The sequence below is a fragment of the Cytobacillus eiseniae genome (genome assembly GCF_017874625.1).
Lineage (GTDB): Bacteria > Bacillota > Bacilli > Bacillales > Cytobacillaceae > Cytobacillus > Cytobacillus eiseniae.
Genome location: NZ_JAGIKZ010000020.1, coordinates 1 through 24,171 on the forward strand (window position 1 = coordinate 1; position 24,171 = coordinate 24,171).

The following is a 24,171-nucleotide window of genomic DNA, read 5'->3' on the forward strand; positions in this document are numbered from 1 at the left end:
CAACTTTATCCTACCATATGAAGTGAGGTTTTTTTAATACCACGCTTGAAGCTCTTTAGAACCCCCGGCATAGCCAGGGGTTTTCGAACCCATAATAATAGCTAACGCGCCGGCTACCATTGCATACATTCCCCAAGTCGCATCAACAAACTGCTCAAGCTGCGCCATGAAAATTAAAATAGCTAATGCATTTACGAAACCGACCATGACAGATCTCGGTATAAACTTCATAAATCTAGCAAATTTAAAAACACCAAACAAAATTTGTAGTATTCCTGTTAAGATTGTAGCTGCAAATAAATATTGTAAGCCATAATCTGCTACAAGTGTCACCATTAGCAAAGCCATTGCTCCTGTAGCAGCTGAAATCATACCCGGTCTACCGCCCACGATGGCAATTGTAACAGCAATACAGAATGATGCATACAACCCGATCATCGGATCCACACCAGCAATAATCGAAAAAGCAATTGCCTCTGGAATAAGCGCTAGCGCAACGACAATTCCTGCAAGAATATCTCCTCTTATATTGCCGAACCATTGTTCTTTCGTTGTCAGTACTCTCAAATGAACACCTCTATTTATTATTTTTCTCCGATATACGCCGAAACCGAAACTGCAAATAAGTAATTTCCCCATAAAAAAACGACTTCGAACTCTCATCAAAGTCAGTGGCCGTGAAAAACATATAGAATCATAACATATTTACTAAGAATAGCAAGATTCGATGAAAGCGCTTATTTTATTCCTTTTTTCCATTTTCCTTTGTTTTTCTCCCTCATACTATATAAACAATGTAAATCGAAGACAAAAAAAGACACTTAATCGTGTCTCATTAGAAATAATTTAAGTAAGTGTTTAACTAGCTTGTTGAACTGCCTATTAATCCGTCAGCAGATTACTGAGAGAAACCACTCAAACAAAACTTACAAATGCTTTATTCCGAGCCTTAAAGTAACAATCGATTATCTCTTCAATGTATTGGATTCTTCCCTCTCCGCCCACTAACGTTCAAATGTTAAATTTCTTTTTAAACTCAGAACTTAACTCACTCCAAACATCAAATCGATTGCCATCTAAATCACTAAATACAAAGTTCTTTCCTGTATGGCCACGATCCACTATATCTTCAACCTTTATTCCACTTTTAATAAATGCCCGATGTAATTCCTCTAAAGCAGATATCCCATTGACTTCGAACGTAAGAGAAAATCGTTCCTGATTATTATGATCAAAGAAATTAGCCGTTTCATTTGCTTTTGCCTTTATTAGAAAAAAACTTTGGTTAGCAAAATTAAGAATAGCTTTATCTTCATCTTTAAAACTAAGCTCAGCCCCTAATTTACTAACATACCAACAGGATGAGCGTTCAACATTACTAACTGGAATATAGGTTGTGCCTACTCTTAAAATTTCCCCCATCCATCTAAATCCTCCTATTAAGATTGACCTCTTTCATAGTTCTCTATTTGAAACACAAAAACCTTTTTTAGTCATATAAAAAGACTGCACTGTACACCAGGCAGCCTCTTTATAGCTCTAGTAATAATTATTTTAAAGGGATCCAAATCTCAGAATATAAATCTAGACTTGAAGGATCTTCATCTGTATACACCTCTAACTCAGGGGTACCAGCATGCTCATATTGATTTGAAGGGAACCATTCTGAAAATATTTGTTTCCATACCTTAGGCATTGCGTCTGGCATTGGTCCATGAACTTCAAATACGCCCCATTTCGATGCTGGAATTTCTAGTGTAAGAAAATCCTCCGTTCCCTCTCCTTTATGTTCTGTAGCTACCCAGTAATCAATGGACTGCACGGATTGATTGATTCTTTTATCTACACAAACACCCAGAATCCCATTTATTTCTCCATTGTTCAGCTTGGCTAAACGGTCAATCGTGCCATCTCCATTCACCATATCCCACATTTTAGGAATTCCCTTTACATTTTCCTCATTTTTAAGAGAGAACTCCTGTTTAATTCCTACTACTTGAAAACGATCTCGTTCCACAATTTTATACCTCATTGGTTCCGCTCCTTTCAAATTCACCTGGATGACCAGGCGATTATAACAATTTAATTTTCCAATATTCTTTCTCGCCTCACTAGGTGTAATCCCATGCTGTTTTCGAAATGCCTTTGAAAAAGCCTCAGGAGTGTCATAGCCATACTTATAGGCAAGGTCAATGATTTTATGATCTGTATTAGATAATTCTTGTGCAGCTAATGATAGTCGTCTTCGTCGAAGATATTCACCAACAGAAACATCTGTTAAAATCGCAAAGGTACGCTGAAAGTGAAATTCGGACGTGCTTGCCTGCCTTGCAATTCTTTCTATTGATAGATCATCTAATATGAATTCCTCCATAAAATCGATTGCCTTCTGCAATGATTCAACCCACCCCATATCGCTCACTCCCTAATGAAATAATACCAATCGTACTTTATTACATCCTGTCAATTTATGCTTTATTAAAACTGTTTTCAATCGAAAAACTCCATATGCTTTTTTTCCTGCCGATAATAAGCCAATCGATCTTGTAATGTGCCTGTATGCAATTCAAATTTATGACCATCTGGATCCGTAAAATAGATCGATTTCTTATCTTTTATATCTCTTTTACGACCTGAAAGAATATTTACGTGGAACCGTTTTAATTTTTCATGCATTTTCTCAAAATCACCTTCGTCTATCGAAAAAGCAATATGTGTATAGGAATGGTGAATTTCATTGCGAGGAATATCCTTTTCTTCATTCAGCGCAAGCCACATCCCATTTAGATCAAAATAGGCCGTACTTCTTCCTTTTACAAGTAGCTTTGCTTGAAAAACATTTTCGTAAAATTTGATCGATTTTTCTAAATTTGAAACTGAAAACAAAAAATGGTTTAAACCTTTAATATTCACTAATCACCTCGTAACCGGAAAGCTGAAAATCAATTGTTCCCCGATCCTCCCCATCTTTCTACGGCCAGTATCATTGTAACCAACCTTTTCATACAGCTTTTGGGCAGCAATATTTCTTTTATTTACCGCTAGTACAATTTCATTACACGATGGAAATGTCTCAGTCACAAAGTCTTTTATTTGCTCCATTCCCTTTTTAGCAAATCCTTTTCTCTGATGAGAGTGATTAATTGATAATGCTGTTAGTAACATCGCCTTTCGATTATCTGAATACTCCTTTACCCGGTCACTTGAATGGAGAACAAAAAATCCAACCGGTCCATTATTGTTTAGAATCACAATCGGATGCCTTTCATGTGTTATTTCTAGCGAATGAATTGGTAAGGCGGTATATTGTTCCTGATCTTCAGGTAATTCAAATTGATTTAATGACTCGAAGTGTTCAGATTGATAAAGCTGCAAATTAATCTCATTCATAAAAAATCCTCCTACATCTATCCTATACTCCTTATTTTATCATGGGAATGTTTGTTCGGGAAGTGATTTTAATACAAATATTTATAACATTCAAATAAAAGTTGATACAATAGGTACAGATAGGAGTGATAATATGACCAACATACTTATAGGCAGAAAAGTTACTATCCGTCCGATTTTGGATGAGGATTTAAAAACAATATGGGACTACGTTTATGGAACGAAAAATCCTGAATGGAAAAAGTGGGATGCACCCTATTTCCCTCTTGAATTTAAAGAATATGGAGATTTTAAAAAGGATTTTGTTAAGCATCCTGACAATGATGATCCAGTATCAAGAATGGCAATAGAAGCCGATGGAAATATAATCGGAACAATCGGTTACTATTGGGAGCATCGGGAGTCCAATTGGCTAGAGGTGGGAATTGTTATCTATGATCCACAGTATTGGAATGGCGGCTACGGAACGGATGCCCTTTCTCTTTGGGTTCAACATCTCTTCGCTTCACTTCCACTAGTAAGAGTCGGGTTGACAACATGGTCGGGCAACAAAAGAATGATGCGTGCTGCTGAAAAAATAGGGATGAAGCTCGAAGCCCGCTTGCGAAAATGCCGTTTGTATAATGGAGAATACTATGATTCTATTCGGATGGGGATTTTGAGGGAGGAATGGGAAGAGCAAATAGATAAGTAAAGGATAGATCCTGATAATTTTCCAAATTACTTCTTTTTTTAATTTCCAATCAATGGTCATCATGAACTACTAGCTATGACTACTTTTTCTATTATTTGCTATTACAAACTTCCAAAACACCGTAAGGCAATCGTTTTTTTATTACTGAAATTTTGTGTGCCTTGACTGCCTCTTGGCTACCGATTTTTGCTTTTTACGACTTTTCGGGCGTCATGAACGCTTCATAGCTACTGATTTTTCTTCCTTTTGAAATTTCGGGCGTCATGAATGCTTCTTGGCTACCGGTTTTTCTTCTTTTTGAAATTTCGGGCCTCATGAACGCTTCATAGCTACTGATTTTTCTTCCTTTTGAAATTTCGGGCGTCATGACTGCTTCTTGGCTACCGGTTTTTGCTTTTTACAACATTTCGGGCGTCATGAACGCTTCATAGCTACCGATTTTTCTTCTTTTTGAAATTTCGGGCGTCATGACTGCTTCTTGGCTACCGATTTTTCTTCCTTTTGAAATTTCGGGCGTCATGAACGCTTCTTGGCTACCGATCTTTCTTCTTTTTGAAATTTCGGGCGTCATGAACGCCTCTTGGCTACCGATTTTTCCTCTTTACTAGATTTCGGGCGCCTTGAACAGTTCTTAGCAACCAATTTTCCCTTCTCCGCTTAAACAGTCCTAACCTTTTATATAAAAAGAAGCTCGCCCGAATTACGAGCGAGCCTACTGACAATGGGCCATGCAGCCTTCCAACAGAAGCTCCTTTTCACCATCATGGAACTTCACTATTGTCAGGCTTGTTCCATGCATAAAGGGAGGGTCCCATAATTGATCAATTACCGTATTCCTGCAGATTAGGTAGAGTGTTTTTAGGACAACCCCATGAGTAACAACAAGCACATTACCAGATGGAGTTGAATCTATTAGCCCTTCTAAAAAGCTTTCAACCCGATCCATCACGTCTATAAATCTTTCTCCTTCTAGATTTTCATACATCGAAGGATGGTGCCAGTATAAATCGTACTGTACAGGAAATAGTGCCTTGATTTCATCCTCTGTTTTCCCTTGCCAAGCTCCTAAAGCAATTTCCATTAAGCGCTCATCCGTTTCTATCGGAATGGGCCTTTTTCCACGAACAAGATCAGCAGTATCAACCGCTCGCTGACTTGGCGAGGATATAATCCGCTCGAAAGTTGTATCTTTCAGCCTCTCACTTAATCGCATTGCATCCTTCTTGCCCTTATCCGTTAACTCCGAATCGAACCGACCTTGCATTCTTTTTTCTGTATTCCATTCTGTTTCGCCATGTCTAATAAAATATAAATTCAGCATACTATCTTACCCTAATCTCATAAAAATATCGACCCGCCAGTGACATCACTTCAGCCATTTTCCCTTCAGAGAAAGCCACAATAAAACAAGTAGACGGACCAGACGACTTAAGAAGATCCACGCTCGTATGAATTTCAGATGCACTAAACTGTTTATTCGAAAACAAACCATTCAATTCGGATAAAATGCCCTTTGAACCAACTGGAATCGTAACGACATCTGGCAAGTCGCAAATTTGCTTAAACAAAGATAACGGTGCAGCTTCGATTTCCCTTTCAACCAATTCATTTCCTACTAATGGAACACCGATTACAGCTAGCTTCATTTGATCTGAGAACATAGGAATGTCCACTTCTCTCTTCATTTTTCCTAGAACTGTCATGCCTATTGCTGACTGGTTCAAGCAGAAATTACTTTCTGTACTTCCATTAATTGGAACCCCATCCAGTTCAAGTTCAGCTAATCCTTTCTTAATTCCATCCACTAACGCTCGCCAAGCCTCATCCCCACAAAAATTCTGCAATGTAACAGCAAACGGATCCGCTCCAACCGCCATACATTCCATCACTGCCACTCGAAATGAATAATAGGAAACCATCTCATAAGGAACCTTAACAGCGTCATCCATTTTCATCCCAATAGCCCCGCTATTATCATTTGCAATCACAATGGATTCTTCTTGATTAAACGGGATATGCAGAACATCCCTCATTGGCTCATTCGCTCCTTAGAAATCATTAACTCTATTATCGGAGATAGCCTTGGAATAATAACTAAAGCGATGACCGTATTTACAGCAGAGCCAATAAATAGGGATGGAACGATTGATAAATAAAAAGCTTTACTTATCAAAAATAAAAATGGCAGTGGTGCAGCAAATGTATTTCCTAAAATAAAGAGAATCCCCGCTTGCCATCTTTTTCCGGTTCGATAAAGATAAGCAAAGACAATCGATAAGAATGCCATTTCAATAGCAACTACAAAATGAAGCGGACCAAGCGGCATTCCGCCCAGCAATGCAGATAACAAATGCCCCATTCCTCCAACAACCGCTCCAGCTGGACCTCCTAAAAGAGCAGCCGCAAGTAAAGCTGGGAATGCATCTAATGCAATACTACCAATGGGAGCAGGAATCTTTATAGCAGCCCCAATAGCAGTCAGCGCAACGAGCAGGCTGATAAAAGCCATTTTCTTTGCTCTCATTTATTTATCCTCCTTACGCTTCCCCTCACGAAAAACCTTAGCGCTGCGGATGTACTCGACATCTTTTTGATTCATACGAAAGTTAATCACTCGCGCTAGAGCAAAGAAGTAATCAGATAAGCGATTGATATACTTTAACGATGTTTCTGAAACTTCAGGATCAGCCTTTACTAGGGAAACAATTAATCTTTCTGCTCTTCTTGTCACTGTTCTAGCTATATGAATGGAAGCAGATGCAGGAGTCCCTCCTGGAAGAATAAATCTTTCAATCTTTGGTGCCTCTTCAGTAAAAACGTCAATTCTTTTCTCTAAATACTCCACTGCTTCCATCGTTAACTTCAGTTGGCGATTTTTTGTTACATTCGCTAAATCACCGCCACAATCAAATAGCTCATGTTGGATTTTTTCTAAATCAGCCAAAACATCCTGGAAAATAGCTGGATCTAATTGTGCCATCGCTTGCCCAACAAAACAATTTGCTTCATCAACGGTCCCGTATGCTTCTACCCGAATATCATCCTTATCTACTCTTCCGCCTATAATGCTTGTTTTTCCTTTATCCCCAGTTCGTGTATAAATTTTCATTCGTCTTATCCCCTTTTATTTTATTTTTTGGCTGATTCCATACCAGATTAAGTCGAATTTCTCTGCTGACGCTGCCACATCCTGATAAACCCAGCCAGTTACATCCCGCCATTTACGTTCTTCGGCAATCATCGGGACAATTCCTTTTGATAGATCCGTTCCAATCAAAATTAATTTTCTCTGCTCGGATTCCTTCTCCCATTTCAGCCAAATTTGCAAGAAGCTTCGCCAATTCTCCCTTACCTCATGACTACTTAACTGACTGCTCCATTCCTGTATCCATTTTTCAAGCCCTTCAAGAATGACAATATCTATCCAATTATCTGTATGTGCAGGAATGGACATGCCCTCATAAGCGGAAATCCACAAATAGGTTGGATCATTTAGCTCATAATGTTCGATCACCCATCTGGATTTTCCGTTAAAGGCACCTCCCGTAATAAAGTGCATCGCTCACCCCTCCTCAACCGATCAAGATGCCAAATCAACTCATACCCCGTATCGTGTGGAACCTTCCATTCCCAGAAATCTTTCATTTGAGGGGCATACTTTGTTAATAAATATCGGATCACTCCCCCATGAGATATTACTGCAGCCTTCTGTATTTTCCCCACTAGTAATCGATCGACTACCTTTTCCCAGCCACTATCCACTCTTCGTGAAAATTGTGCAAAGGACTCCCCATTTGGCGGTTTTACTATGAAGGGGGAAGTCAGCCACTTCTGATATATGGGATCTTCCTTCAATTGATCAAAGGTTTTCCCTTCCCATTCGCCAAAATGCATCTCACGCAGTTCACTTATGGGTTCTAGATCATTATTCGGAAAAAGAATCTCAGCCGTCCTAAGGCATCTGCCAAGATCACTCGAAAACATATGCTCATAGCTTCCTTGAAGAGCTAACTCCATCTTTTCACTAAAATAAAGCGGTGAATCTGTCCAGCCGAGATAGGCATGCCGCTTATTGGCTTCTGTTAGCCCATGGCGAAATAATGCAAGAACCACAGTGTCATCCATAGCAAAAGTTCCATCCCTTCTACACTTGCACCAAGTACATCTCCTGTCAGTCCGCCAAACCAGCTAATGATTTTTCGCTGCACAATGAGTAGAGCAAATACAGAAACGATCATAAAAATAATGATCCCTAATAGCACTTGATTCCACCATATGCCAGCTGCAGCAAAAAGCAAGATAATATATACAGGATAAACAATAAGCGTTCGCTCATTTGATGCATTTTTAAATAACGTGCCAAGCCCTTCCTTTTTAGCTGCCTTCACCTTTAATAACAGAACACCCATAACCATTTTGCTGAAAAAGGGGATGAGCGCAATATAAAGGTATGTAGAAGGATGAATCATTTGAGTGATTTCATATATTAAGAAAAACTTCATCGCGAGCAAGACAATGACTGATAAAACACCAAATGCACCTGTTCGCGGGTCCTTCATAATTTCTAACCTTTTTTCCCGATCCTGATAAGAGAAAAAAGCATCACTCGCATCCATCCAGCCATCAAGATGAATCCCGCCTGTTAAAATGATGCTTGAAAGCCAAAGCACAAGCGCCGCTGTTAAAGCAGAGAATGGAGTCCAGTGAAGAAATGCATAGAAAAGAAATGCGTATATTCCTCCTTGAACGATGCCTAGGAGCGGAAAGGTTTTAATTGCCTTTTCTAGGTGACTTTTATCCATCGGTAATGCTACCGGAATGGGAATTGAAGTGAAAAACTGAAAATTAATGAATAACCCTTTAATCCATTTCATGATGGACTCCCCAATTAAAAATAATCTCTTTCAGCTTTTTCCAATCCAGATGTGCTACTAGTTGTGTTGCCAGCTCATCATACTTTCGATCCTTTAATTGGCTAATATGAACCGTTTCCTTTAATGGTAGCCCTCTAACTTGACGCAGTCTATTCAACCACTCGCCTCTCCACTCATCATTATGAAAAAGATGATGCAAATACGTGCCGATGATTTTGCCATCCTTTCCATAGTAACCTTCTGCTTTGCCATTGTTTAAGAGGAGAAAATGTCGATCCTTCCCATCATCCATAACCGTTTCACCTAAATGAATTTCATAGCCTTTAATCGGTTGCTGAATGCCTATCTCTGGATGCAATATCCCTTCAACTCGAATTGTAACCTTTTCACGATGAAAAGTAGTTGTGGCCGGAATGAGACCGAGTCCTTCTTCTTCCGTATTTAGAATGCCGGTATCTGAACCTTCCTGATCAACTAATTGCTGACCAAGCATTTGGTACCCACCGCATATCCCAACAATATGACCGCCTTTATCCGCATATGTACGCAGCCATTCACCCAATCCCGCCTTTTTAAAAAACTGCAAATCTCGAATCGTACTTTTAGTACCAGGCAAGATAACGGCATCCGGCTCTCCCATTTCTGATAGCTGGCTACCCCACCGAACAGAGACATCCTCTTCATAGTAAAAAGGCTCAATATCGCTATAATTCGAGAGATAGGGCGGCTTAATGACAACAAGATCAAGAAGGCTCTCGCCCTCTTTTTTTGATGAAGCCGGAATAGATAATGAGTCCTCCCCATCAATCATATGATTGTCTATATGAGGAAGGACACCAAGTACCGGAATCCCCGTCCGCTCTTCAATCCACTTGACCCCATCTTCAAACAAGGAAAGATCGCCACGAAATTTATTAATAATTAGTCCCTTTACTCGCTCCCTTTCCTCAAGGGCCAATAGCTCCAATGTACCGATAATGCTAGCAAACACACCGCCTCTATCAATATCGGCTACAAGAATAACAGGTATATCCGCCATTTGGGCAACCTTCATATTCACAAGCTCTTTCTCTTTTAAATTTATCTCTACCGGACTCCCTGCACCTTCCATTATAACCACATCAAATTCCTGATCTAATTGATCGAGAGCTGATTGAATCGCTTCCAGCCCCTTCTCATAAAAGGAATCTCGGTATCCTTTTCCTGAAAGTGTTTCAGTCGCTCTCCCGAATAAAACTACTTCTGAATGCTGATCAGACGTCGGCTTTAGCAAAATGGGATTCATCCATACGGTTGCTGCTGTTTTTGCTGCCTCTGCTTGAATCCCTTGTGCTCGGCCAATTTCCTTTCCATCGATCGTGACATAGGAATTATTAGACATATTTTGTGACTTAAACGGCGCAACTTGAATTCCTTCATTAGCAAAAGCGCGGCAAATAGCGGTAGCAACCAAGCTTTTCCCTACATCAGATGCCGTCCCTTGTATCATGACTCCTAGCATATCGCATCCACTTCCTTCATTAATATAGGAACCCCTGCCTCAACGAGATAAGCTTGCTTTGCAATTGCTACTACATGCTGATGGAGCTCCCCTAGCATTTTGCTGTATGTAACCACAAGCTCATTCTCCCCAATCGATTCATTAAGGACTTCATTGCTAACTACAATGAAAGCTCGGCAGCATGTAGTGATTTCTTCTATTCCATTCATAATGGAATCCATCACCCGCTCCTGAAAGCTAGCATTCTTCCATTGTCCATCTACAGCAAAAAATTCATTGTTTAATAGGGTTGTTAAACAATCAAGCAATACAATATCTTTTGTCTGAAAGGCTCCAGAAAGTGCCTTTATATTTATAGGCTGCTCCCATGTTGTCCAATTAAGGCCACTCGCTAAGCGATCCTTTTGGTGACGGATAATTCGTTCCTTCATTTCTGGATCACTTGCTTGTCCAGCAGCTATATAATGAAGATTTCCTGCCGTCCGCCTTGCAATGTCTATAGCCAGCCTTTCTGCGAAACTGCTCTTCCCGCTTCGTACGCCTCCACTTATAAAGATGAGAGACGATTGTTCTTCCGCCATTCCATCAACGCCTCCATTAATTGATCATTCGCATCTGGCCCCTTAACGGCAAACCGCAGCCACTCGCCTTCAAGCCCTGGAAAGTTCATTGTATGCCTCGGAATGATGCCCCCTTCAATTAAAAATTGAAATAATGGGAGCTGATCTTTTAAAGAAAGATCCTTTAATAAATAAAAGTTAATCTTGGATGGTGAAACTTCGAAATGCCATTCTTTATAGAAAGCAAATAGCCTTTCTCTTTCTGTTTGAATAAGTTCCCTTGTTTCATTTATATATGTTCCACTTTCGAGACACCATTCACCAGCTTTTAATGCAAGGGCATTGATGCTCCAATGAGGCTGGAGAGTCGAAAGCTGTTCGATAATTAAAGGATGAGCCATTATATAGCCAAGCCGCAGCCCTGGGATGGCAAACATTTTTGTCATTGATCGAAGAATGATTAAATGGGGATTCTTCTCTATATATGGAACGATTGATTCATAGTTTAGAAGAAAATCATAAAATGCCTCATCCATAATAAAGAGACAATTGGTTCGCTCACATTCCTTGATTAAATGTAATACTCGTGTTTTTGAATAAAAAATCCCTGTTGGATTGCTCGGATTACAGAAAAATAGGACATCTGCCTTTTGTAGCTTAGCTAGAAAGCCATCATCATCCCATTCCCAGCTGTTTGACTCCAATTGGTGATAATCAATTTCACAACCATTCATTCGGCACACTTCTTCATATTCTGAAAAGGCAGGCTGGACTATCAAGACATTTTTTCCTGCTAGCATTCTGCCAAGGAGGGAAATCAACTCCGATCCGCCATTTCCGATTAAGATTTGATTTTTATGAATTCCTTCCCTTTCAGCAAGCTTTTGCTTTAAGAGGTCACCTTTTGGATCTGGATAATCTGAGACCACATCCATAAGCTGATGCCAATTCTTCTTCAATAGTGGCGGTGGCCCTAACGGATTAATATTCGCACTGAAATCAACCTTCGTGTCAGGCATCGTTATTTCCATTGCTTCATATAAATATTGCGGATTAGATCCATGTACTGGCCATTTCAATGAGCATACCTCCTAACCAAAGCAATAATAGAAAAATAAGTATCGTACGAGTCACAATTTTATTCATTTTAAGAATATGACCTTTATCTAGTTGAATGAGCGGATCACCCATCGTCGCCCGATTGGAAACCATGCCTTTATAATAATTAACACCGCCAAGCTGCACACCAAGAATAGCGGCTACAGCTGCTTCCCCCCAGCCACTATTCGGACTTGGGTGCTTCTTCGCATCTCGGAAAACGATGCGGCTCGCCTTAGAAAGGCTTATATATTCAGGTCGATTCCCTATTAGCATACAAAGAGCAGTCAATCTACTCGGAATCCAATTCACAACATCATCCACTCGAGCAGATGCCCAGCCAAATTGTTCATATCGCTCATTTCGATAACCAACAATTGAATCACAAGTATTGATCACTCGATACATCAATGCCAACGGTGCTCCACCGACAAGCGCCCAGAAAAGTGGAGCAGTAATTCCATCACTCGTATTTTCAGCAACCGTTTCTACCGCTCCTCTGACGATTTCCTGTTCATCCAGCTGATCTGTATCTCTCCCAACAATATAAGATAGCTTTCTCCTCGCCTCTTCCATTTCCCCCTGTTCTAAAGGGATGTAAACAGTAAGTCCAGCTTCCTTTAAGCTTTTCTGTGCAATTGCTGTCGAGATCAAAATCCCCTCTGCGAAGATACCAGCCACTGGATGAATTAGGTAAAACAGATCAACAATCAGAACAGAAATTCCTCCGACCACAGCTAATACGGTTAGTAGCATACACATTCCCTTGGATTTCTTAGAATTTCCTTTATTCCAGCTTTTTTCAAGCTTATAAATTAGTGAACCCATCCAGCGAACAGGATGTGGCCAATTCTCAGGATCTCCAATAATCTGATCTAGTACATAGGCGAGTGTAATAGCAATGAGATGATGGATAATCATCGCTTTATCCTTTTTCTAGACTTTTGGATCGATGCCTTCGTACATTCATAAACACCTTTACCGATGACTTTTCCGAGCGGAGTAATCGTTCCAGCATAATCAAGCTTTTGTCCTTTTTGAGTCGCTGCGATTAGAATGCTGTCAGTCGAAGTGCCCGTTGCAATCGTTCCCGTAACCGCATCCTTAACATCAAGGTCGTACATCGCCTTTGTCTTTGCTTCAGTAGCAGTCATAATACTTTGAATGAAGGACTCTTCATTTAATTCTCCACTAATAAATACCCATGTGTTAATTGTCCCAGGCGTCATCTGAAAGGAATGCTCCTCACTTCTTGAAGCATCAATCGCATTTCCTACACCAGCTGTGACAACAATAAAGACAGAGAAACCTTCTTCTTTATAAAGTTGAAAGCTCACATCCTCAAGCACTACTGCCGTCATCATTCCAACTGTTTCACCTGGTTCAAAGCCTTGAGTTTTTAAGTAATCCACCATTTCCTTGCGATGGTCACTGCAATCATAATTCTTATTTACATGCCGATTCACAAAAATCTGATGCCAGCCTGTTCCTGGACCAACAACACCTGAGGACATTGTCCGAAGTGGAATTGGGCAATGGAGAGCAATATATTCATCAGTGAATGTTAAGAGGGATTGGTCAATTGTTAAATTCTCTGTCTCCTCCTCATCAATTGCTTCTGGTAGAAGGACCATCTGTGGTGCTGGCACTTTTGGATGGGGCTGCTTTTGAATGTTCGTCTGATAGACCTCTCTAATCCTATCCTCACGCAGGACTTCATTCGGAACATGATTGATGTTAATTTCGCCATTTTCCAAAAGAAGCAGCCGATCACAATACAAGCCTGCTAAATTTAGATCATGAAAAATCGAGATTACAGTCAGTCCCTTTCCTCGTGTCCAGCTTTTCAACAAATCGAGTAACTCTTTCTGAAAAGATAAATCTAGATGGTTAGTTGGCTCATCTAACAGCAAGATCTCTGGTTCCTGTGCAAGTGCCTGTGCAAGAAATACCCGCTGCCTTTCTCCTCCAGACAATTCATGTATCGAATGATTTTCAAAATGAGCGACTCCTGTTTGTTCCATTGTTTGCATGACGATCCTGTCATCTTCATCAGACCATGTTTGAAACCAGCCTTTTTGATGAGCATATCGACCGAGTGCTACCGTTTCCTTCACGGTATAAGAAAATGACTGTGAGGAGTGCTGGGATAAGACTGCAATGATCGTTGCCATTTCCTTCGGTGTATACATTTTTAGGGATTTTCCTTTTAAAAAAACATCGCCACTAGAGAACGGAAGGATCCCGCTGAGCATTTTCAATAAGGTTGTCTTTCCACTGCCATTTGGGCCTAATATGCCGAAGAGCTCTCCTTTTTCTAATTCAAAGGAGACATTCTTTAGAACAGCTTCCCCAGAATATCCACCTGTTAATTCCTGTACACTTAGCATGATTTATCCTCTTCTTTCCTTTCTTCTATTGATTAAAATAAGTCCAAATACCGGCGCACCAATTAAAGCAGTTATCACACCTATTGGTAATTCAGTAGGTGAAATAAGCGTACGGGCAACTAAGTCAGCCAAAATAAGAAAGCCTCCTCCAGTTAAAATGGAAAGCGGCAATAAATGTCGATGATCTGGTCCCCATAAAAGCCTCGTTAAATGCGGAATAACAAGCCCTACAAAGCCAATCGTTCCAGATACGGCAACCGCTGCCCCTGTCAAAATAGAACCAGCAATGAGAATAATCATCTTTCGCTTTTGGACATTCACACCGATATGCTGTGCCCTTTCTTCACCAAAAGACATCGCATTTAATTCCCTTGAGTTGATAAGCAGGAGAAATGAGCCAATGATAAAGAATGGAAGAATGATTTTGATATATGCCCAGCCCCTCATTGATACACTGCCGAGAAGCCAGCCAATAATCTGTCTTAGCTCTTCTCCTGTAAGAGCAATAATCATCGAGATGATTGATCCTAAAAAGGAGCTAAAGATGATCCCTGTTAATATAATCGTTTCTACTTTCATTGATCGATCGATTTGACGGGCAAATAGCATAACGACAAAGATCGTAATAAAAGCAAATAAAATACTAAGCAATGGTAAGGTTAACAGCCCAACAAAAGGAATCGAAATACCGAAAAACATCGTTAATACCGCACCAACAGATGCACCAGAAGAGACGCCTAGTGTATAGGGATCTGCGAGCGGATTCCTTAATAAACCTTGAAAGGCGGCTCCCGCAATTGCGAGAGACGCCCCAACTAATCCTGCTAAAATAACCCTTGGCAGCCGAATATTTAAGACAATATTCGTATACATGGGATCAATCTGTTCATTTGGTGACAGGCGAAAAATTTCTGCGCCAATTATTTTCAGAATATCTATAACAGGAACGGAAACCGTTCCAATTGATATCCCGAGCAGCATCGCAACCAATAGAAAGATAGCGGCAATTAAATAGGCGATCCCTTTTTTATTTAAATATTTCAGGGTAAATAGCTTTTGCAAGTTCCTCTACTCCTTCAACAAGCCTTGGGCCTGTACGGGTAACCATATCAGAGTCTACATCGACCACTTGCTTATTTTTCACAGCAGTGATGTCTTGCCATCCATCTCTGCCCAGAACATTTCCAATCGGATCTTCTGTATAAAACCCATGAGTCGTAATAATAACATCTGGATTCCGCTCAATAACTGCTTCTGAGTCCAACTGCATCCATCCAGCTTCAGTAACAACGTTATCAGCATGAATGATGTGAAGCATTTCATTCATAAAAGTATCAGATCCAACTGCAAAGATTTCCGGTGCTGGTGATACTTCAACAAAAACCTTTTTACGTTCTTCTGTTGTAATATCTGCTGCTTTGGCTATAATCGCTTCCAGCTTTTCTTTCATGTTCGCTGCAAGCCTCTCAGCCTCCTCTTTCTTTCCTGTTGCCATACCAATCATAATGATTGTTTCAAATACTTGATCAAAGTTTTCCACATCATTTACGATGACTACAGCAATTCCTGCATCTCTTAGCTGCTGCAGCCCTACTTCCACAGCATCAGCAGTTGATTCATGTGCAAGAACAAGATTCGGGCTTAATGAAATCACTTTCTCAACATTAAATTCCTGTCCGCCGACTTTTTCCTTTTCAGCCGCTTCAGCAGGATAATTATCAAAATCATTTACACCGACAATTTGCTCACCTAATCCCAATTCAAATGCAATCTCCGTATTACTTGGAATAAGAGAAACAATTTTCTCCGGTTTTGCATCGATGATGACCTCATTATCGAGAGCGTCCTTTATCGTAACGGGAAAAGCAGACTCTTCCTTGACTTGTTGCGTTTCTTTATCTTTCGTATTCGCATTTTCATTTGGCTCTTCCGTATTTCCACCACAGCCTGTCAATACACCGGCAGCTAGAAACAGTGCGAATAATACTGAATATAATTTTTTCATCTTATCTTTCCTCCCTAAATTAAAAAAACATCCCCACAGTTGATATGGAAATGTTTGAATAGGCATACTTTCAAAAAATATGAATCCAGTCAAACACCCCCTATCCTCGTAGGCTTGTGGTGCGCAAAGATTCGGCAGGTTTCCTGGCTTATGATCATTGCTTTCCTGCGCCTTCCCATACAAAACATGCTTGTACAGTGGCAATTGCAGTAAGCTCCCATTTACAGTGGCGGGACCGCGTTGGAATTTCACCAACTTCGCTTTTTAAGTCTTCAAAAAAGTTTTTGAAAGACACCTAATCTTCGTATGTATGAAATTTTCCGCTAATTCCGATTATACACGATTATGTTCAAAATGGAGTATTCATATTTATTATTTTCTGGATTGGCGAATAAATGTAGATTTTGTCCAATATCTGCTTGAGGACGGCGAATATATGCAGATTTTGTCCAATATCTGCTTGAGGACGGCGAATATATGCAGATTTTGTCCAATATCTGCTTGAGGACGGCGAATATATGCAGGTTTTGTCCAATATCTGCTTGAGGACGGCGAATATATGCAGGTTTTGTCCAATATCTGCTTGAGAACGGCGAATATATGCAGGTTTTGTCCAATATCTGCTTGAGGACGGCGAATATATGCAGATTTTGTCCAATATCTGCTTGAGGGCGGCGAATATATGCAGGTTTTGTTCAATATCTGCTTGAGGACGGCGAATATATGCAGATTTTGTCCAATATCTGCTTGAGAACGGCGAATATATGCAAATTTTGTCCAATATCTGCTTGAGAACGGCGAATATATGCAGATTTTTGTGAATTTAGTTAATAAGTTCAGCGGGTAGCGTGGGATCGAAACAAAAAAAGCCGATAATTTAGCATTTACCGGCCGTAAACTTTCCATTCTCGTGACTTTTTATCAAAAACCAGCTTTGCCTCACATGGATCATTAACAATATTTTTATATTCCTCGTACATATCATCCATATCAGAAAAGTCACCAATTACCCAAATTGGGATTTCCATTCTCGCCCGATTTTGCTCGATATCTTTAATTGAAATGAGAATGCCTTCTTTCATCAATGGCTTCAAATGTCTCAGGATCTCACTCGCGATATTTGGATATGTCCTTTTTTTCTTTAAACCAAGTAATGATTTCTCAACCTTTGTCTGTCCCATCTTTACAGGAATAACCTCCCCTAGCATTCTGTAAAGATCATTAAAGTCCCGATAATAGGTCTTGTTAAACCAGCCATCATCATGAGCCAAATATACATAGCGGTTGCTTAAGTGATTATAGAATGGAAGCTTTAAGTGCTCCTTCAAATGACCAAGATAGAGCAGCTCTGCAATCGCTTGACTTGGAAGCTCATTTAATGCCTCTTCCTCTTCAAAATCGATCCAGCAAAAATTCCCATATCCATACACATTTTCGTTCATTACTTTCTCGAGTTTGTCATTAGGAACAAACTCATGTAACGTATGCATATTAAAGTCGCCATCTTCGAATTGATGCTTTAATAAGAGAAGATGATTGATTGTATCAAACAAAGCCTGAGTAAACTCAAAAAATTCAATGCCATAAGTGATTGTATAGTGTTCGCGCTCATTTATATGAAGGTAAATAATATCACGAATTCCTTGATTCTTTCTTTTCAATGGTGAACCCTCCGAATAGTAATAACTATAATAAATATATCAAAGTATTGTACATTAGAAATAATTATACAGTTAAAACAGTCACTAATTATAAAATAATTTTTCTCTACTTTCACCTTAACACATTCCAATCAATCATAAAATTTTTTATAATGATCGTGGCATTATAATATAGAGATTCATTTTCAATGAAGGGAGTGAAAGACATTTGATTCAAAACATGACAGAAAATCAGATAACTCTTCACATTATAAAAACATTAAAAGAAAATAAAAAGCCTGATTTTGAACTAACTTTAGATGAGTTACAACCTTATGATATTGCTCAAATATACGAAAACCTACCAGAGAAGCACAAAACACGCTTTTTACTTTTTATGAATCCCGATCAATTAGCAGACTTACTTGAGGAGTTAAACAAGGATATTCAGCTAGAGGTACTAAATAAATTAGGCATTGAAAGAACAGGGAAAGTCCTTGATCTAATGGATAACGATGATTTAGCTGTTCTCCTAGAGGAGCTGTCACCAGAAAAGATTACCTCCCTCCTTTCTGGGATGAAAAAAACTGAATCTGCCATTGTACAGGATATTATGAAGTATCCGCCAGAAACGGCAGGTAGATTAATGACAAACCGTTTTGTATGGATAAGGGATTACTTCACAGTCATTGAAGCTGTTGGAAAACTGAAGTCCTTTGCAGAATTCGCAGAAACAATCAATTATCTTTATGTGATTGATCAAGATCGTAAGCTCGTTGGGGTCGTTTCCTATCGAGACCTCCTTATCGCAGAACCTAATGAAACGATCCGTCATGTCATGTATGAGCGTGTCATCGCCGTTTCCGTTACAACAGACCAAGAAGAAGTAGCAAGACTCGTTGAAAAGTATGATTTCCTCGCCATTCCAGTTGTGAATGAGGAGAACGTTTTAATGGGGATTGCAACCGTTGACGATATCATTGATGTTGTCATACAGGAAGCAAATGAAGATATCGAAAAGCTTTCAGCAACTGGAAAATCGATTGATTTTGAAACAAAGGCTTTAGTCGCTGCCTACCGAAGACTGCCTTGGTTAATTCTACTATTATTCATCGGTTTAATTTCAGGAAGTATTATTGATGGATATAAAGAAACGGTCCAAAAAGTTGTAGCACTTACATTTTTCATGCCAATGATCTCAGGGATGACCGGAAACACCGGAACACAATCTTTAGCGGTCGTTGTTAGAGGGCTTGTATCCAATGATATAGATAAGAAAGTCATACTCAAGCTGATCATGAGAGAATTTGGTGTAAGCTTAATTATCGGAACCATCTGCGGAATATTAATTTCACTTATTGCTTTCTTCTGGCAAGGAAACGCCATATTAGGTCTTGTCGTTGGAAGTTCCCTATTCCTTACATTAATTATTGGCACATTAGCTGGAACGATTATTCCGCTTATTCTATATCGTCTTAAGATTGACCCAGCAGTTGCATCTGGCCCGCTAATTACAACTTTAAATGATATCTTTTCACTTATTATCTATTTCGGAATTGCAACGATGTTCATCAATCAATTGATGTAATATTTATTGTTTATTGGAAACTATTTCTCTTTACATTACGTCTTATATTCGATGTTTCATTTCTCTCAATGAAATACATTGAAAGGGCCATTTTTCTTTGTTACGATGAAAATATAAAGGAAATGAACGAAAATAGGTGCATGGAAGATGAATAAACCGAAAAAAGTTGCCGAACGATTTGATTGGACATTGTGTTTGCTGTTATTTTTATTTTTTCTCATTAGTTGTGTGGCCATTTATAGTGGGCATTCAGGACAATATGAAGGAAACTTCGTTCTGAGCCAAATAAAAAATTATGCAATCGGAATCTTTATTGTTGCTGTTATGATGTATTTTGACAGCGAACAAATTAAAAAGCTATCTTGGATTTTTTATGGATTAGGGATCCTTTTGCTTATTGGATTATTTGTTCTGCCGGAATCCATTGTCCCCGAAAAAAAGGGGGCATCCTTATGGTATGTCATACCAAAAATTGGACAAATTCAACCATCTGAGTTTGTAAAGGTCTTTCTCATCATTGCACTAAGTAAAGTGATTGTTCAACATTATGAGAAATATGTAAATAAAACAATCAAAAGTGATATTTTTCTATTGATTAAGCTCGGCATTGTGACAGTCGTTCCCTTAGGACTGATTATCGTTGATGATCTTGGCACTGCTCTTGTGATCATTGCTATCTTTGCTGGAATAACATTGGCTTCGGGCATCACATGGAAGGTGATTGTTCCTATTTTCGGAACAGGTGGAATTCTCGCAGGAGCTATTCTTTTTCTAGTCCTCCGTGCACCAGAATTTATCGAGAAATATGTTGATACGTACCAATTACTACGTATTTACTCATGGCTTGATCCCGTTGGACATAAGCAAGGTGCAGGATTACAGCTCTATAATTCATTATTGGCTGTTGGATCGGGCTTAATTACGGGAAAAGGCTTCGGAGATCGTCAAGTATACATTCCTGATAGTCATACAGATTTTATTTTCAGTGTAATCGGAGAAGAATATGGCTTTATTGGTGGCAGTATCGTTATTAGTTTATATTTTATCCTCATTTACCATTTAACAAAGATCGCACTTGATACAAAAGAGCCTTTTAATACGTATATTTGTGTAGGAATCATCAGCATGATTACCTTCCACGTTTTCCAAAATATTGGGATGACGATTCAAGTGCTTCCGATAACCGGCATTCCCCTTCCTTTTATTAGTTATGGGGGAAGTTCATTAATGGGAAACATGATGGCAATGGGGCTTATCTTTGGAATTAAATATCATCAGAAAAACTATATGTTTTCTTCGGAGTCACAATATGTTGCTAAAAAGTCCAGTTAAAAAGGAGAGGGGATCCCCTCTCCTTTTTACTATTTGATATAAGTCCCTACGATATGTCTAATTATCTGTTACTTTACTTTTCGCCATTCTCATTTTCATAATAGCTCGAATAAAGAAGAATAGAACAAATAATCCGATTAGAGTAAGCCCAACGTAACTTAAATTAAATAGCTTTAAAGCGACACTAGTTAATGTAGCAATGTATAAACAACCTAGCATCATACTGATCTCCTTATTTTCAAAGAAGCGAGTCAATCGAGCACCGAATTGTGAGCCAATCAATCCACCAGCTACTAATAATAATCCAATTCGATAATCAATCGTAACTGTGAAGGCGTATGAAAGGAAGCCAACAGAAACGATAAGTAACACTGCAAATAAACTTGTGCCCACTGCTTTTTTAGGCATGATCCTTAAGAAAGCAATGGACAGAGGAACGATAATAAATCCGCCTCCAACACCTAATGTCGTTGAAATAAAACCAGCAAATAGACCAATTAGAATCATTTGAATGACTGATGGCGAGGATTCAGATGATTGTTCATTTGCTTGCTGTTTTTTCCCTTGTTTAAACATAGTCACTGCAAAATATGAAAGAAGAATAATATAGAAAATCGGAATAGCCACTTCATCCCAACCTCTATTTTCTAAAAAAAGAACAAAAGGACGAGCGATTTGCGTTGCTCCCATTCCACTTAGACCGAGAATTAGCCCCTCTTTCCAAAGAATATTCTTAAGCCGAAAATGTGCAGTGATGCCTGAAATAGATGTTCCTATTGTAAATAGTAAACTTGTCGTAATTGCCTCAATTGGTGAGAAGCCAATCAACATAAGTATCGGTGTTAAAATAAATCCGCCTCCAACACCAAAAAAGCCTGACAGAATACTTATGCAGCCTCCTAATAAGAAAAATAATCCGAATTCCATATAAACTCCTAACTTGAACGTTTTCTTTCTATTGTAACTTATTTTCCTTCTCACTATGTATATGAAAATTTTATCTTAGACTATATTAAATTTTTATTTATAATAATTATAATTTAATATTGATTTTAATTTTATATTTGTTATAATGAGTATAGAAAGTTAATTTGAGGAGGAATTTATAATGGAAAAATTATATTCAGCATTAAATACGCAAGTAGCTAACTGGAGTGTTCTTTATACAAAGCTTCACCGTTACCACTGGTTTGTAAAAGGACCTTTATTCTTTACACTACATGAGAAATTCGAGGAATTATACAATGAATCTGCAGCTGTCGTTGATGAAGTAGCCGAACGTCTTCTCACAATTGGCGGAGAGCCTGTTGCAACAATGAAAGAATATTTAAGCATCGCAACAATCGAAGAAACGAAAGGTGAAACAAGTGCAAACGAGATGGTTGCGACTCTGATTGAAGATTACAAGCATCTAAAAGGCGAATTAAAAGAACTTGTTGAGCTTTCAGAGCAATATGACAATGATTCAATCAATGATCTTGCTGTTGGCCTGCTTGTCAAACTAGATACACATATTTGGATGTTAACTGCCTACTTAGGAGAATAATAGAAATAGAGGAAAAAGTCAGTGAAAATAGTCACTGACTTTTTCTTATGTTAAGGTATAAGGAAAATAGACTCGTAAAAATCATGTTCCTAGCGCTGCAGAATATAATAGAATGAACAAGAAGAATAACGAATGGGAAGGAGAAATATCTAATGGATTTTAAGTTAACTGTCACTTCTGAGGATGAACTCCGCACATTATTAGGCACACCTAGTAAGACTGTCGAAAATAAAACGATTGATCATTTAGATGTTCACTGTAAGGAGTTTATTTCAAAAACGCCAATTGTATTTATCTCCACTTCAGACATCTCTGGAAATTGTGACACCTCACCACGCGGAGATGAATCTGGTTTCATACATATCATCGATGAGCATCACTTTGTCATCCCTGAAAGACCTGGCAATAAACGAATGGACTCACTTAGAAATATTTTAGCGAATCCCCATATTGGTCTTCTTTTTGTCATTCCAGGATTAGAGGAAACATTAAGAATCAATGGGACGGCAAAAATAATAAGAGATGCTTCGATTCTTGAGGAGATGACGTCTCATGGAAAGACACCATTACTTGGCATCGCTGTGCAAGTAGAAGAATGCTACATTCATTGTGCAAAAGCATTTAAGCGTTCAAAACTTTGGCAGCCAGACTCTTGGCCACAAAAGTCTGCTCTTCCCTATCCGCCTAAAATTCTTGCTGATCATGTCAATTTGCCTAATGTTGACAGTGAATCTATAAGGGCATCGCTAGAAGAAAGTTATTCCAAGCGGTTATATTAAGTAATGCATAAGCAGGCTTGTTTACCCCCAAAAAACGCAAGACATGATATTAACTGGACTCACATTCCGCTATTTGCAAAAATAATGGTGTTTTCATATTTTTATCGGACATACGTTCCTTTATTTATCTAATAAGACGTTAATTTTGCCTAGTTATTAGTTAATAACGTACTCACTGTCCGAAAACCCTCCAAAATTGCATGATTTATGATAATAACGTACTCACTGTCCCCGAAATGAAATGAATTCAATCAACAAACAAAAACGCATAGATTTCCACACTGAAAATCCATGCATTTTTGTTTGTTATTTTTCAATTGCTTATTTCGCTGTGAGTTCTATTTTCTCCACATTATCGGAACTACCTGTTTTAAGATCAACAGCTTTTTTAACTCCCCGTTACACGAAAAAGTAATTGGTGTTCCCCTAATGATTTTCCATTATACCCCAGCAATATAAAGAGAATATAAACCCGATTATCAAACATATAATCCAAACAATAAATAACTCAATAACAACCATTTCATTTCTAAATGATTTAATAAGAAATTTAATTAAATAGTAATCAAGAACAAGCGGTATTGATAGGACCAGGCTAGAAGTTAATACAAATCTTTGTTTTCCTTTTTCTCTTATTTGTCCCCAGCTCATCATAGTTATCCTCCCAATCATCCATTGACACTCACACCATACATATGACTATTTAAACCAAATAATAACTATACCCACTTCGTTACAAAGGCTATTTTTGTTAGGTAATCTTCTATAAGAAAT

27 protein-coding genes, 1 pseudogene and 1 riboswitch are annotated in these 24,171 nt (G+C 38.8%); of the genes and pseudogenes, 5 read left to right on the top strand and 23 right to left on the bottom strand.

What is annotated here, in order from left to right; genetic code table 11:
• Positions 1-93: 93 nt before the first annotated feature.
• The 5 genes and pseudogenes from J2Z40_RS14530 to J2Z40_RS14550 form a co-directional block, all read right to left on the bottom strand.
• Positions 94-567, bottom strand: a pseudogene (locus tag J2Z40_RS14530) (SulP family inorganic anion transporter); the annotation flags it as partial.
• A gap of 444 nt (positions 568-1,011) precedes the next feature.
• Positions 1,012-1,422: a VOC family protein gene (locus tag J2Z40_RS14535; RefSeq protein ID WP_066400384.1), complete on the bottom strand. Its 411-nt coding sequence runs from the start codon at positions 1,420-1,422 to the stop codon at positions 1,012-1,014.
• 127 nt (positions 1,423-1,549) lie between these two features.
• Positions 1,550-2,413 carry an AraC family transcriptional regulator gene (locus J2Z40_RS14540; protein WP_066400381.1) on the bottom strand — a complete coding sequence of 288 codons (864 nt, stop codon included), beginning with the start codon at positions 2,411-2,413 and terminating at the stop codon, positions 1,550-1,552.
• Between the two features lie 77 nt (positions 2,414-2,490).
• Positions 2,491-2,913, bottom strand: coding sequence for a FosM family fosfomycin resistance protein (fosM, locus tag J2Z40_RS14545; protein WP_066400379.1), 423 nt, complete (start codon positions 2,911-2,913; stop codon positions 2,491-2,493).
• Positions 2,914-2,916: 3 nt separating this feature from the next.
• A complete protein-coding gene (locus tag J2Z40_RS14550; protein WP_066400373.1) occupies positions 2,917-3,390 on the bottom strand; it encodes a GNAT family N-acetyltransferase in 474 nt (157 codons plus the stop codon).
• 133 nt (positions 3,391-3,523) lie between these two features.
• On the opposite strand from J2Z40_RS14550, the gene J2Z40_RS14555 reads away from it, so the two are divergent.
• Positions 3,524-4,084 carry a GNAT family N-acetyltransferase gene (locus J2Z40_RS14555; protein ID WP_066400370.1) on the top strand — a complete coding sequence of 187 codons (561 nt, stop codon included), beginning with the start codon at positions 3,524-3,526 and terminating at the stop codon, positions 4,082-4,084.
• A 397-nt stretch (positions 4,085-4,481) separates the two neighbouring features.
• On the opposite strand, the gene J2Z40_RS14560 is transcribed toward J2Z40_RS14555, so the two are convergent.
• From J2Z40_RS14560 to J2Z40_RS19855, 16 genes are all read right to left on the bottom strand, one after another.
• On the bottom strand, positions 4,482-4,655 hold the full coding sequence (locus J2Z40_RS14560; RefSeq protein WP_157087899.1) for a hypothetical protein: 174 nt from the start codon (positions 4,653-4,655) through the stop codon (positions 4,482-4,484).
• 141 nt (positions 4,656-4,796) lie between these two features.
• Positions 4,797-5,405 carry a histidine phosphatase family protein gene (locus tag J2Z40_RS14565; RefSeq protein WP_066400368.1) on the bottom strand — a complete coding sequence of 203 codons (609 nt, stop codon included), beginning with the start codon at positions 5,403-5,405 and terminating at the stop codon, positions 4,797-4,799.
• A gap of 1 nt (position 5,406) precedes the next feature.
• Complete coding sequence (locus J2Z40_RS14570) at positions 5,407-6,117, bottom strand: ATP-binding protein (protein WP_066400364.1); 711 nt, start codon at positions 6,115-6,117, stop codon at positions 5,407-5,409.
• Positions 6,114-6,608: an ECF transporter S component gene (locus J2Z40_RS14575; protein WP_066400362.1), complete on the bottom strand. Its 495-nt coding sequence runs from the start codon at positions 6,606-6,608 to the stop codon at positions 6,114-6,116. The genes J2Z40_RS14570 and J2Z40_RS14575 overlap by 4 nt, the downstream gene beginning before the upstream one ends.
• The gene (locus J2Z40_RS14580) at positions 6,609-7,193 is read right to left on the bottom strand and encodes a cob(I)yrinic acid a,c-diamide adenosyltransferase (protein ID WP_066400358.1); all 585 of its coding nucleotides are present in this window, start codon (positions 7,191-7,193) and stop codon (positions 6,609-6,611) included.
• 15 nt (positions 7,194-7,208) lie between these two features.
• On the bottom strand, positions 7,209-7,643 hold the full coding sequence (locus J2Z40_RS14585; protein WP_066400355.1) for a bifunctional adenosylcobinamide kinase/adenosylcobinamide-phosphate guanylyltransferase: 435 nt from the start codon (positions 7,641-7,643) through the stop codon (positions 7,209-7,211).
• Positions 7,595-8,209 (bottom strand): histidine phosphatase family protein, encoded by a 615-nt coding sequence (locus J2Z40_RS14590; protein ID WP_066400353.1) that lies wholly within the window; start codon positions 8,207-8,209, stop codon positions 7,595-7,597. Before J2Z40_RS14590 ends, J2Z40_RS14585 begins: the two co-directional genes overlap by 49 nt.
• The gene (gene cobS / locus J2Z40_RS14595; RefSeq protein WP_066400349.1) at positions 8,167-8,958 is read right to left on the bottom strand and encodes an adenosylcobinamide-GDP ribazoletransferase; all 792 of its coding nucleotides are present in this window, start codon (positions 8,956-8,958) and stop codon (positions 8,167-8,169) included. The genes J2Z40_RS14590 and cobS overlap by 43 nt, the downstream gene beginning before the upstream one ends.
• Complete coding sequence (locus tag J2Z40_RS14600) at positions 8,945-10,459, bottom strand: cobyric acid synthase (RefSeq protein ID WP_066400347.1); 1,515 nt, start codon at positions 10,457-10,459, stop codon at positions 8,945-8,947. The genes cobS and J2Z40_RS14600 overlap by 14 nt, the downstream gene beginning before the upstream one ends.
• Positions 10,453-11,040 carry a bifunctional adenosylcobinamide kinase/adenosylcobinamide-phosphate guanylyltransferase gene (locus tag J2Z40_RS14605; protein WP_066400346.1) on the bottom strand — a complete coding sequence of 196 codons (588 nt, stop codon included), beginning with the start codon at positions 11,038-11,040 and terminating at the stop codon, positions 10,453-10,455. The genes J2Z40_RS14600 and J2Z40_RS14605 overlap by 7 nt, the downstream gene beginning before the upstream one ends.
• Entirely contained in the window at positions 11,007-12,098 is a 1,092-nt protein-coding gene (cobD, locus tag J2Z40_RS14610) for a threonine-phosphate decarboxylase CobD (RefSeq protein WP_066400344.1), read from the bottom strand. Before cobD ends, J2Z40_RS14605 begins: the two co-directional genes overlap by 34 nt.
• Complete coding sequence (gene cbiB / locus J2Z40_RS14615) at positions 12,073-13,038, bottom strand: adenosylcobinamide-phosphate synthase CbiB (protein ID WP_066400341.1); 966 nt, start codon at positions 13,036-13,038, stop codon at positions 12,073-12,075. Before cbiB ends, cobD begins: the two co-directional genes overlap by 26 nt.
• Positions 13,035-14,507 (bottom strand): adenosylcobinamide amidohydrolase, encoded by a 1,473-nt coding sequence (locus J2Z40_RS14620; protein WP_066400337.1) that lies wholly within the window; start codon positions 14,505-14,507, stop codon positions 13,035-13,037. Before J2Z40_RS14620 ends, cbiB begins: the two co-directional genes overlap by 4 nt.
• A 3-nt stretch (positions 14,508-14,510) precedes the next feature.
• Positions 14,511-15,488, bottom strand: coding sequence for a FecCD family ABC transporter permease (locus tag J2Z40_RS14625; RefSeq protein WP_425351422.1), 978 nt, complete (start codon positions 15,486-15,488; stop codon positions 14,511-14,513).
• 46 nt (positions 15,489-15,534) lie between these two features.
• The gene (locus J2Z40_RS14630; protein ID WP_066400330.1) at positions 15,535-16,512 is read right to left on the bottom strand and encodes an ABC transporter substrate-binding protein; all 978 of its coding nucleotides are present in this window, start codon (positions 16,510-16,512) and stop codon (positions 15,535-15,537) included.
• Positions 16,513-16,628: 116 nt separating this feature from the next.
• Positions 16,629-16,826, bottom strand: a riboswitch (cobalamin riboswitch).
• Between the two features lie 570 nt (positions 16,827-17,396).
• Entirely contained in the window at positions 17,397-18,173 is a 777-nt protein-coding gene (locus tag J2Z40_RS19855) for a hypothetical protein (RefSeq protein ID WP_066400328.1), read from the bottom strand.
• Between the two features lie 208 nt (positions 18,174-18,381).
• Here J2Z40_RS19855 and mgtE point away from each other — a divergent pair, with 208 nt between their 5' ends.
• Positions 18,382-19,740, top strand: coding sequence for a magnesium transporter (gene mgtE, locus J2Z40_RS14640; protein WP_157087898.1), 1,359 nt, complete (start codon positions 18,382-18,384; stop codon positions 19,738-19,740).
• 147 nt (positions 19,741-19,887) lie between these two features.
• Positions 19,888-21,072 (top strand): FtsW/RodA/SpoVE family cell cycle protein, encoded by a 1,185-nt coding sequence (locus J2Z40_RS14645; protein WP_066400326.1) that lies wholly within the window; start codon positions 19,888-19,890, stop codon positions 21,070-21,072.
• Positions 21,073-21,129: 57 nt separating this feature from the next.
• Here J2Z40_RS14645 and J2Z40_RS14650 read toward each other — a convergent pair whose 3' ends face one another.
• Positions 21,130-21,999 carry a sulfite exporter TauE/SafE family protein gene (locus J2Z40_RS14650; protein WP_066400324.1) on the bottom strand — a complete coding sequence of 290 codons (870 nt, stop codon included), beginning with the start codon at positions 21,997-21,999 and terminating at the stop codon, positions 21,130-21,132.
• A 181-nt stretch (positions 22,000-22,180) separates the two neighbouring features.
• Between J2Z40_RS14650 and J2Z40_RS14655 the strand changes: the two genes are divergently transcribed.
• Entirely contained in the window at positions 22,181-22,618 is a 438-nt protein-coding gene (locus tag J2Z40_RS14655) for a Dps family protein (protein WP_066400321.1), read from the top strand.
• Between the two features lie 152 nt (positions 22,619-22,770).
• Entirely contained in the window at positions 22,771-23,397 is a 627-nt protein-coding gene (locus tag J2Z40_RS14660; RefSeq protein WP_066400315.1) for a pyridoxamine 5'-phosphate oxidase family protein, read from the top strand.
• A gap of 426 nt (positions 23,398-23,823) precedes the next feature.
• Here the strand turns inward: J2Z40_RS14660 and J2Z40_RS14665 are convergent, their stop codons facing one another.
• Positions 23,824-24,051: a hypothetical protein gene (locus J2Z40_RS14665; RefSeq protein WP_066400312.1), complete on the bottom strand. Its 228-nt coding sequence runs from the start codon at positions 24,049-24,051 to the stop codon at positions 23,824-23,826.
• Between the last annotated feature and the right edge of the window lie 120 nt (positions 24,052-24,171).

Coding starts and splice junctions, on each gene's coding strand:
- J2Z40_RS14535 (WP_066400384.1), bottom strand. CDS start 1,422: ATGGGGGAAATTTTAAGAGTAGGCACAACCTATATTCCAGTTAGTAAT.
- J2Z40_RS14540 (WP_066400381.1), bottom strand. CDS start 2,413: ATGGGGTGGGTTGAATCATTGCAGAAGGCAATCGATTTTATGGAGGAA.
- J2Z40_RS14550 (WP_066400373.1), bottom strand. CDS start 3,390: ATGAATGAGATTAATTTGCAGCTTTATCAATCTGAACACTTCGAGTCA.
- J2Z40_RS14555 (WP_066400370.1), top strand. CDS start 3,524: ATGACCAACATACTTATAGGCAGAAAAGTTACTATCCGTCCGATTTTG.
- J2Z40_RS14560 (WP_157087899.1), bottom strand. CDS start 4,655: ATGACGCCCGAAATTTCAAAAAGAAGAAAGATCGGTAGCCAAGAAGCG.
- J2Z40_RS14565 (WP_066400368.1), bottom strand. CDS start 5,405: ATGCTGAATTTATATTTTATTAGACATGGCGAAACAGAATGGAATACA.
- J2Z40_RS14570 (WP_066400364.1), bottom strand. CDS start 6,117: ATGAGGGATGTTCTGCATATCCCGTTTAATCAAGAAGAATCCATTGTG.
- J2Z40_RS14575 (WP_066400362.1), bottom strand. CDS start 6,608: ATGAGAGCAAAGAAAATGGCTTTTATCAGCCTGCTCGTTGCGCTGACT.
- J2Z40_RS14580 (WP_066400358.1), bottom strand. CDS start 7,193: ATGAAAATTTATACACGAACTGGGGATAAAGGAAAAACAAGCATTATA.
- J2Z40_RS14585 (WP_066400355.1), bottom strand. CDS start 7,643: ATGCACTTTATTACGGGAGGTGCCTTTAACGGAAAATCCAGATGGGTG.
- J2Z40_RS14590 (WP_066400353.1), bottom strand. CDS start 8,209: ATGGATGACACTGTGGTTCTTGCATTATTTCGCCATGGGCTAACAGAA.
- cobS (WP_066400349.1), bottom strand. CDS start 8,958: ATGAAATGGATTAAAGGGTTATTCATTAATTTTCAGTTTTTCACTTCA.
- J2Z40_RS14600 (WP_066400347.1), bottom strand. CDS start 10,459: ATGCTAGGAGTCATGATACAAGGGACGGCATCTGATGTAGGGAAAAGC.
- J2Z40_RS14605 (WP_066400346.1), bottom strand. CDS start 11,040: ATGGCGGAAGAACAATCGTCTCTCATCTTTATAAGTGGAGGCGTACGA.
- cbiB (WP_066400341.1), bottom strand. CDS start 13,038: ATGATTATCCATCATCTCATTGCTATTACACTCGCCTATGTACTAGAT.
- J2Z40_RS14620 (WP_066400337.1), bottom strand. CDS start 14,507: ATGCTAAGTGTACAGGAATTAACAGGTGGATATTCTGGGGAAGCTGTT.
- J2Z40_RS14625 (WP_425351422.1), bottom strand. CDS start 15,488: ATGCTGCTCGGGATATCAATTGGAACGGTTTCCGTTCCTGTTATAGAT.
- J2Z40_RS14630 (WP_066400330.1), bottom strand. CDS start 16,512: ATGAAAAAATTATATTCAGTATTATTCGCACTGTTTCTAGCTGCCGGT.
- J2Z40_RS14645 (WP_066400326.1), top strand. CDS start 19,888: ATGAATAAACCGAAAAAAGTTGCCGAACGATTTGATTGGACATTGTGT.
- J2Z40_RS14650 (WP_066400324.1), bottom strand. CDS start 21,999: ATGGAATTCGGATTATTTTTCTTATTAGGAGGCTGCATAAGTATTCTG.
- J2Z40_RS14655 (WP_066400321.1), top strand. CDS start 22,181: ATGGAAAAATTATATTCAGCATTAAATACGCAAGTAGCTAACTGGAGT.
- J2Z40_RS14660 (WP_066400315.1), top strand. CDS start 22,771: ATGGATTTTAAGTTAACTGTCACTTCTGAGGATGAACTCCGCACATTA.
- J2Z40_RS14665 (WP_066400312.1), bottom strand. CDS start 24,051: ATGATGAGCTGGGGACAAATAAGAGAAAAAGGAAAACAAAGATTTGTA.